Raw genomic sequence first — 6,838 nt, forward strand, 5'->3', positions numbered from 1 at the left:
TATTGCTTGTAGCTATGCAGGGCAAGAAAACTTTCAAAGATGAGAAGGAGCTGCTCTTCTCGCTCTCGGCGCACGTGCCGGAGCACAACTTTTACCGCCGGCTCAAGCAGCAGTTGGACCTGAGCTTCCTTACCGAACTGACGCGGGGTTACTACGGTAAGTGTGGTCAGCAGAGCGTTGACCCGGTGGTGTTCTTCAAGCTCTGCCTGGTGGGCTACCTGGAGAACATCACCTCGGACAGAAAGCTCATCGAGCACTGCAGCCTCCGCCTGGACCTTTTGTATTTTCTGGATTATCAGCTTGACGAGCCCCTGCCCTGGCACTCCACCGTATCCCGCACCCGCCAGCTTTACCCCGAGGCCCTGTTCGAGTCGCTCTTTGACAGGGTCTTCAGCCTTTGCGTGGAGAAGGGCATGGTCAGGGGTGACACACAGGCCGTAGACTCAGCGCCTGTGAAGGCCAATGCCTCCATGGACAGCCTGCTGCTAAAGCAGCCACTGGAGTCAGTACAACAGCAGGAGGCAGACAAACAGCGGATGCTTCAGAAAAACAGCAAACCAGCACAGCCTATCACAGCTCCCGCCCATCAGCTCAGGAAGCTGGAGAAGCACCACGAGAATCTCAGGGGCACATTCACCTCATTAGGCTCAACCCATGAGAAGGCACAGCTGGTCAGTAACAAAACGCACTACTCCCCGCATGATCCCGATGCCCGCATATCAGTGAAACCGGGAAAGGCCCGGAAACTCAACTACCATTGCAGCATGGTGGTCGATACGGCCAAAGGTTTTATCTCCCATGTCCGGGCAGACTTTGCCGACGGCAGGGACAGCCAGCACCTGCCGTCCCTCGTGACGCAGGTACAAGGAAGGCTGAGGGAGAATGGACTGCTCATGCAGGAGTTGCTGGCTGATACCGGCTACTCCAACGGCTCCAACTATTTCATGCTCCGAGCAGCAGGGCATCACAGGCTGGATTCCCGTGTTCGGGATGTACAAGCCCGAGATAGCGGGCTTCCCCTATGACAAAGAGAACGACTGCTACATCTGCCCCATGGGCAAGCCGCTCCCCTTCAAGGGCTTTGACCGCACTGCGGACGGCAGGCTGCAGAGAAACTACTGGACGGCGCCCAGTGACTGCAGGCAGTGCTCCTCTAAACCTACGTGTGCCCCCAAGGCCCGGTGCAGGAAGATTACCCGCACAGCGTACGACGAGCAGTACCTGAGAGCTTACGCCCGGCAGCACAGCAGGCGGGGCAAACGAATGAAAAAGCTTCGCCAGAGCACGGTGGAGCCGGTCTTCGGGAGCCTGGTACACCACTATGGCCTGCGCAACATTAATGTGCTGGGGAAATCGGGTGCTCATAAAGTCATGCTCCTGGCTGCCGTTGCCTTCAACATAAGAAAGTACATGAGGAACAAGCCGAAAAAGTCTTTGAGTATGGCAAAAGCAATGGAAGCGGAACAGCCACATGCTCATATCTTCAACTGTTGGCTTACCCCTGTCGCTTGTACACAATCCAAGAGAGAAGCATTAGAAGCTATCTCATAAATAAAAAGTACAACTATCATGACAAGCAAGGAGGCTGCAAAATGAGCCAAATTAGCTTGTTTGAATGCTTCCAAAAATTGCTTCTTATGTGTTTGAGGTATTTATGAGATAGCTTCTAGTAATCTTATTCCCAATAGAGGCTGCTTGGAAGTATGCTAAAAGATGAGTTGTGCAACAGCCACCCACGTTTTCTGATAACAGGATAGCAGCAAGGTCTTTCATTCCTACCAATAGCTAAGAACAGGTTTATTTAGTGGCTTCTTCTGGGCAAGAGCTGGAAGATTAGCCTCTCAAGAGGCGCCTCATTTACAGAATGAACGTATATGCTTTTTGTCAACTTTCTAACCGCCACTATTATTGGATGCACCTGCAGCATGCAACCCACTAAAGAAATGTGGCTTGCACATAAAAGCTAAAAGCCAATGAAGCCAGTTATACATGAACAGGCGCAAAGAATATGGAAAGTAATCTCAGAGAGGAATGGGAATGAAAGAGCCATTACTGCAGCGGACGCCAGGTTTGAGCTTGAGCTTCATAAAAGGCTCCTTTCCTTCTTTCAGGTAGGGGAATACTTCTATTATATTTTCAATGTCAGAGCCTCTGCCTTCGAGCTGATGAGTGCAGAAGTGGCCTCCGTGCTCGGGTATGCGCCTGATGAAGTAGACGTTGCTTTTCTACTGAGCATCATACATCCCGAAGATCAGCTCTGGTTTCTGTCTTTTGAGAAAAAAGCGGTGGAGTTCTTCTCCGGGTTGACTTTAGAGCAGATACCGAACTGTAAAGTCCGTTATGACTACCGCATCAGGAAAAAGAACGGTGATTATATCCGGATTCTGCAGCAGGTGGTAACAGTAGAGTTTAATGAGCAGGGGCATATTTTGCGCACCCTTGGCATACACACAGATATTTCTCATCTCAAGCAGGAAGGAGCTCCCTTGCTATCATTCATTGGGCTTAATGGGGAGCCTTCCTACATCGACATTACAGTTGAGAAAGTCCAGTTTCCCGCTCACTCTCTACTTTCCGCAAGGGAAAGAGATGTACTACTTTTACTCGTCCAGGGCTACAACAGCGAGGAAATAGGCGATAAGCTCTTTATAAGCAAAAATACAGTGCAGACGCACCGCAAGAACATGCTGCACAAAACCGGTTGCAGAAGCACTCCGGCACTAATTTCCTTTGCTGTCAAATCAGGAGTGGTATAGCGTTCTAATCGTTGTTTAAAAATCTCGAAATTCCCACGTTTTTTGGGATCAGCAGTTATGACCCGTCCTGAAAAGTGTTGACCGTTGGTCTCGTCCTGGAAAAAGTTGACGATTTTGAATGAATGATAAAATCAATAAAGCAATACCGGCTATAGCTTGTCAAATTGTATTCATTTACTCTTCGATTGTCTAGTTGAGTACGGAATTAGCTTGACGCTAGCGCTCCTTCTTTTTCATTTTACTACTACTACTACTACTACAGCTGTTGACTTGTGGGTAACTCTGCAGGAGTTATCCATAAATCCACAGCTTTTTAGCTTATGTGCCATCAGCTTCTCTGACTGATGCCTTACTCTTCCACTGCTTCACTAAAGGCTCTTCCACCTGGTGAGCCTGTGAGGGAGTCAGATAGCTACAGCTCATGTGAGGGCGAAGGGTATTGTAGTTGCTTATACCTTTTTCAACAGCCAGCAGGGCCTCCATATGGGACTTAAACACCTGGTTCAGCCTAAACTCATGCTTCAGTATCCCGTTCACCCTTTCGGCTATTTGATTCTCGTACGCCTCGCCGCTGTCTGTCATGCTGATAGCAATGCCTGCTGCTTTTAGCTGCTTTACATACTCGAAGCTGCAGTACTGCACGCCCCGGTCAGAATGGTGAATAAGCTTGCACTCCTGTTTACTACGTGTGGCAAGCGCCATTTCTAAAGCTCTCAGGCAGCCTTCCGTGCTCAGGAACTGATGCAGGCAGTAGCCCACAATCTTCTTGGAATAGGCATCGGTAATCAGAGACAGGTAGTTGAAGTCAAAGCCCACATAGATGTAGGTCATGTCGCATACCCAGACCTGCTCGGTCTCCAGGACAGGGAGCTGCTTTATCAAGTTAGGGTACTTCCTCAGAAGATGGTTAGAGTGTGTGGTTTTTGGCACAGACCTTCCATGTCGGATGAGCAGACGGTGTGCCCGGAGCAACTCATGCAGCCGGTCTCTGCCCATCGCAATGCCGCTTTTCTGCAGGGGCTCCCGCAGCAGAAGATACAGCTTCTTTGTCCCCAGCCCGGGAATTTCCCTTCTGATGGCAGTCACCAGATCCAATGCCAGCATGGACTGGGCAGTACGCTGGTCCAGGAATATTCTCCGCTGGTGAAACGCTTGACGGCTTTTACCAAACAATCGGCAAAGGCTACCGACACTAACCTTTGCTGCTCCCTTATGCTGCAGGGTCAGGACCGTTTGGTACCAGGCTTTTTTCGAATCGGAATCTTCAGGTCCTTTTCAGCCACTTCTATCATCGTATGCAGGGCCAAAATCATGAGGTTAGCCTCTTCCAGGGCTTTCTCCAGCTGCTTGTTTCGCTGCTTCAGGGCTTCCAGGTTTTGCTTTTGCTTCTCATTCATGGGTGGTAAAGATATAAGTCCTTGCTCAATCTTACGCTGGTAGTCCGTAACCCAGTGATGAATTGTTTTGACGCTGTGTACGCCAAGCTCCTGCATCACTTGCCTGGCATCTTCGCCTCCAAAAAGCACGCGAAAGGCAGCGGCCTCCTTGACTTCCTCGCTATACTGATAGCGGTTAAGTAGTTCTTTAATGTGGTCTTCCATAGGGATAGTTTGTTTAAAAACTGTCAACCTATTTCAGGAGAAGACCTATATTTAGAAAAGTTTTAACTTCTGCTGCCAAGTTAGCGTTTTCAATAATGTTTCATTAATAACAAGGATGTCTATGGAAAATGATTTCCCAAGCCCTGCAAGAGACATTCGGTTTCGTTCTTTATTCGAAACTACCCCTGAGCTGATTCTGTATCAGAACGAAGAGTCCATTATACTGGATGCTAACCCTGCCTTTCTCATGCTGGTCCAGGAACCAAAGGAAAATGTAATTAACCGCAACTACAATGAGTTTCTGTCTGAGGATGTTCAGCTCCTTTATAAAGAAAAACTCATAGAAGCATTCACAGGCAAAACAGTTAGGTTTGATCTTTATACCCCTCAGGGGAACTCTGCTCCCCGACACTGGGATGTAGTAAAAATACCGGTGATGGAGAATGAAAAAGTGGTAGGGGTGCATATGATTGCAAGGGACATTACAGAGAAAATGCAGGCGCAGCAGGAAATATTGGAGAAAAACAAAGATTTACAGCAGTTCACGTATGTGGTCTCTCACAACCTGCGTAGCCCCTTGACCAATGCCTTAGGCTTAGTAGAAGTGCTGGAAATTTTAGACCCAGGCTCTTCTGACTTCGAATCCACGCTGACATACTTGGGAACCAGCCTTAGGCAGCTTGATCAGGTTGTTCGTGATATAAATACAATTTTGTCAATACGCGACAAGGAAGGCCTTGTGCAAATTGAATCCGTTCCGCTAGCCCAAGTCGTTCAGCAAGTCGTTCAAAACTTTCAAGAAGCTCTTAATGAATGCGGAGGAACTCCACGGGTGGCCATCCCTGAGGGTATTCAGGTATTGGGGAACAGGGCCTATCTTTACAGCATATTCTCTAACCTACTGTCCAATGCGATAAAGTTCCGATCGGAACAGCGGCCGTTGCAGGTCGATCTGACTGTAGCAGTAAAGGACGGTCAATATAAGGAGATTTCATTTGCTGATAATGGCTCAGGAGTTGATCTTGACAAGGCAGGCGCGGATATGTTCAAGCTATACAAGCGGTTCCATCCACAACTTTCCGGCCGTGGCCTGGGCTTGTATTTGGTCAAGGCTCATGTGGAGAGCATCGGAGGCCAAATTGAGGTAAGCAGCAGGCCCAATGAAGGGACAGTTTTTAAGATTTCACTACATTAACTTAGCTAGTTGTGGATTTTTTACTAATTGATGATGAGTCAATTACTTTGTTTTTATACAAAAAGCTTTTCCAACTTGAGGGCCTTTCCGACAAAGTGATTGCCTTTGATGATCCTGAGGAAGCCCTGGAGTTTCTCCAACAACAAATATCTTCCGGCCAGGTCCCCCAAGTTATTTTCCTGGATTTGAATATGCCTAAAATTTCAGGATGGGACCTTTTGCGGGCTCTTGAACCATATGAAGAACAACTACAAGCAAAATGCCTCATTTACCTGTTAACCTCATCGCTGGACCCTTCAGACATAGCGCGGGCAAAGGAGCACCCACTGGTGACAGAACTAATTCACAAACCCCTAGATAGGCATATCATACATAAAGTTCAGAAAAATATGAGGGGAAGCCGCTGAGAACACCAGTTAGTTCAGGTTCTGTGGCAAATAAGAGATATAGTCATTATAATTTTAACACCTGCAATTTTCTCGTCTTGTTCCTTCGGGTTAGTGATATGCCGCGAGAGATACATCAGTTTCAGCAGGGCCATGTCCGAGCCGCCCCCTCCGTCTTGCTCACCTTCCTGACCTGGCGGTGAAAGTCCTCGATGGCGTTGGTGAACACAATTTCATGCCCATCCTTCGCTATCGCTTCAGGCTTCGCATGCAAGCGGCCGTTACAGACGTTCCAGTTGAACATAACGCCCGTTATTGGCTTGCTCAGAACCTGTTCTAAACGACTACTGCCACACTTATCTCTCATCATTTACCCCTCTTATGGGACAGTGGGACAGCATGTGAAATAGCTATAGCATGTTTGTGTTCAGTAGCTAGAGCTAAACATCATAAAGCAGTGTCCCCACATGAGCAGAAAAGGCTATTGAACTAACTGAGCCGCCTTATTTCAAAACCGTTGTTGGAAAATCACCAACAACCGTTTTGTTTGTTGTATTTAGCGTGCTGAGGCAAACTTCTGTTCTACCCTGACGGAGCGGATAATCTTGCCTCCTGAACCTTTCACTTTGGCTAAGGGGTGTTGTTTCTGGGCATCAACCTTCTGTAATAACTGTGTAAAGATTGCTATCGCTTCTGCCTCTGTAAAAGTACAATGTCCATAGCGTTGTACTGGAATTGCCTCAAATAATGAGCTTTTGCCTGGAGGCACTTTATCCTGGTACGATGTCATGTTCCAAAACAGGGAGATAGGATCCGAGGTGGTATGCGATTTGACGAGGGGCTTCTTGAGGATGCCTTTGGTCTCATAATATTTCTTGATGTTTTTGGTGGCTTCCTTGT

General features: G+C 47.9%; 9 protein-coding genes. 5 read left to right on the forward strand and 4 right to left on the reverse strand.

Going from position 1 to position 6,838, the window contains the following annotated elements; translation table 11 throughout:
- Nucleotides 1-14: 14 nt before the first annotated feature.
- From ACFS7Z_RS02915 to ACFS7Z_RS02925, 3 genes are all read left to right on the forward strand, one after another.
- Nucleotides 15-1,025, forward strand: coding sequence for a transposase (locus ACFS7Z_RS02915; RefSeq protein WP_377480607.1), 1,011 nt, complete (start codon nucleotides 15-17; stop codon nucleotides 1,023-1,025).
- Complete coding sequence (locus tag ACFS7Z_RS02920; RefSeq protein WP_377480655.1) at nucleotides 991-1,551, forward strand: transposase; 561 nt, start codon at nucleotides 991-993, stop codon at nucleotides 1,549-1,551. The genes ACFS7Z_RS02915 and ACFS7Z_RS02920 overlap by 35 nt, the downstream gene beginning before the upstream one ends.
- 422 nt (nucleotides 1,552-1,973) lie before the next feature.
- Nucleotides 1,974-2,756: a LuxR C-terminal-related transcriptional regulator gene (locus ACFS7Z_RS02925; RefSeq protein WP_377480609.1), complete on the forward strand. Its 783-nt coding sequence runs from the start codon at nucleotides 1,974-1,976 to the stop codon at nucleotides 2,754-2,756.
- Between the two features lie 318 nt (nucleotides 2,757-3,074).
- Here ACFS7Z_RS02925 and ACFS7Z_RS02930 read toward each other — a convergent pair whose 3' ends face one another.
- Both ACFS7Z_RS02930 and ACFS7Z_RS02935 read right to left on the reverse strand, forming a co-directional pair.
- Nucleotides 3,075-3,983 (reverse strand): IS3 family transposase, encoded by a 909-nt coding sequence (locus ACFS7Z_RS02930; protein ID WP_377480657.1) that lies wholly within the window; start codon nucleotides 3,981-3,983, stop codon nucleotides 3,075-3,077.
- Nucleotides 3,980-4,357 carry a transposase gene (locus tag ACFS7Z_RS02935; protein ID WP_377480612.1) on the reverse strand — a complete coding sequence of 126 codons (378 nt, stop codon included), beginning with the start codon at nucleotides 4,355-4,357 and terminating at the stop codon, nucleotides 3,980-3,982. The genes ACFS7Z_RS02930 and ACFS7Z_RS02935 overlap by 4 nt, the downstream gene beginning before the upstream one ends.
- Before the next feature lie 121 nt (nucleotides 4,358-4,478).
- Between ACFS7Z_RS02935 and ACFS7Z_RS02940 the strand changes: the two genes are divergently transcribed.
- Both ACFS7Z_RS02940 and ACFS7Z_RS02945 read left to right on the forward strand, forming a co-directional pair.
- Nucleotides 4,479-5,552, forward strand: a complete 1,074-nt coding sequence (locus ACFS7Z_RS02940) for a sensor histidine kinase (RefSeq protein ID WP_377480615.1) — start codon at nucleotides 4,479-4,481, stop codon at nucleotides 5,550-5,552.
- A gap of 11 nt (nucleotides 5,553-5,563) precedes the next feature.
- Nucleotides 5,564-5,959, forward strand: coding sequence for a response regulator (locus tag ACFS7Z_RS02945; RefSeq protein WP_377480619.1), 396 nt, complete (start codon nucleotides 5,564-5,566; stop codon nucleotides 5,957-5,959).
- 121 nt (nucleotides 5,960-6,080) lie between these two features.
- Here ACFS7Z_RS02945 and ACFS7Z_RS02950 read toward each other — a convergent pair whose 3' ends face one another.
- Together ACFS7Z_RS02950 and ACFS7Z_RS02955 are read right to left on the reverse strand one after the other, a co-directional pair.
- Nucleotides 6,081-6,308 carry a hypothetical protein gene (locus ACFS7Z_RS02950; protein WP_377480622.1) on the reverse strand — a complete coding sequence of 76 codons (228 nt, stop codon included), beginning with the start codon at nucleotides 6,306-6,308 and terminating at the stop codon, nucleotides 6,081-6,083.
- A gap of 186 nt (nucleotides 6,309-6,494) precedes the next feature.
- The coding region (locus ACFS7Z_RS02955; RefSeq protein ID WP_377480624.1) for a hypothetical protein at nucleotides 6,495-6,838 on the reverse strand (344 nt) is incomplete at its 5' end.

Origin of the sequence: Pontibacter toksunensis, assembly GCF_042686245.1 — a bacterium.
Lineage (GTDB): Bacteria > Bacteroidota > Bacteroidia > Cytophagales > Hymenobacteraceae > Pontibacter > Pontibacter toksunensis.

What these genes read in the sequence shown, in the direction of transcription:
- ACFS7Z_RS02920 (WP_377480655.1), top strand. Translation starts at nt 991, where the DNA reads ATGTACAAGCCCGAGATAGCGGGCTTCCCCTATGACAAAGAGAACGAC.
- ACFS7Z_RS02915 (WP_377480607.1), top strand. Translation starts at nt 15, where the DNA reads ATGCAGGGCAAGAAAACTTTCAAAGATGAGAAGGAGCTGCTCTTCTCG.
- ACFS7Z_RS02940 (WP_377480615.1), top strand. Translation starts at nt 4,479, where the DNA reads ATGGAAAATGATTTCCCAAGCCCTGCAAGAGACATTCGGTTTCGTTCT.
- ACFS7Z_RS02925 (WP_377480609.1), top strand. Translation starts at nt 1,974, where the DNA reads ATGAAGCCAGTTATACATGAACAGGCGCAAAGAATATGGAAAGTAATC.
- ACFS7Z_RS02935 (WP_377480612.1), bottom strand. Translation starts at nt 4,357, where the DNA reads ATGGAAGACCACATTAAAGAACTACTTAACCGCTATCAGTATAGCGAG.
- ACFS7Z_RS02950 (WP_377480622.1), bottom strand. Translation starts at nt 6,308, where the DNA reads ATGATGAGAGATAAGTGTGGCAGTAGTCGTTTAGAACAGGTTCTGAGC.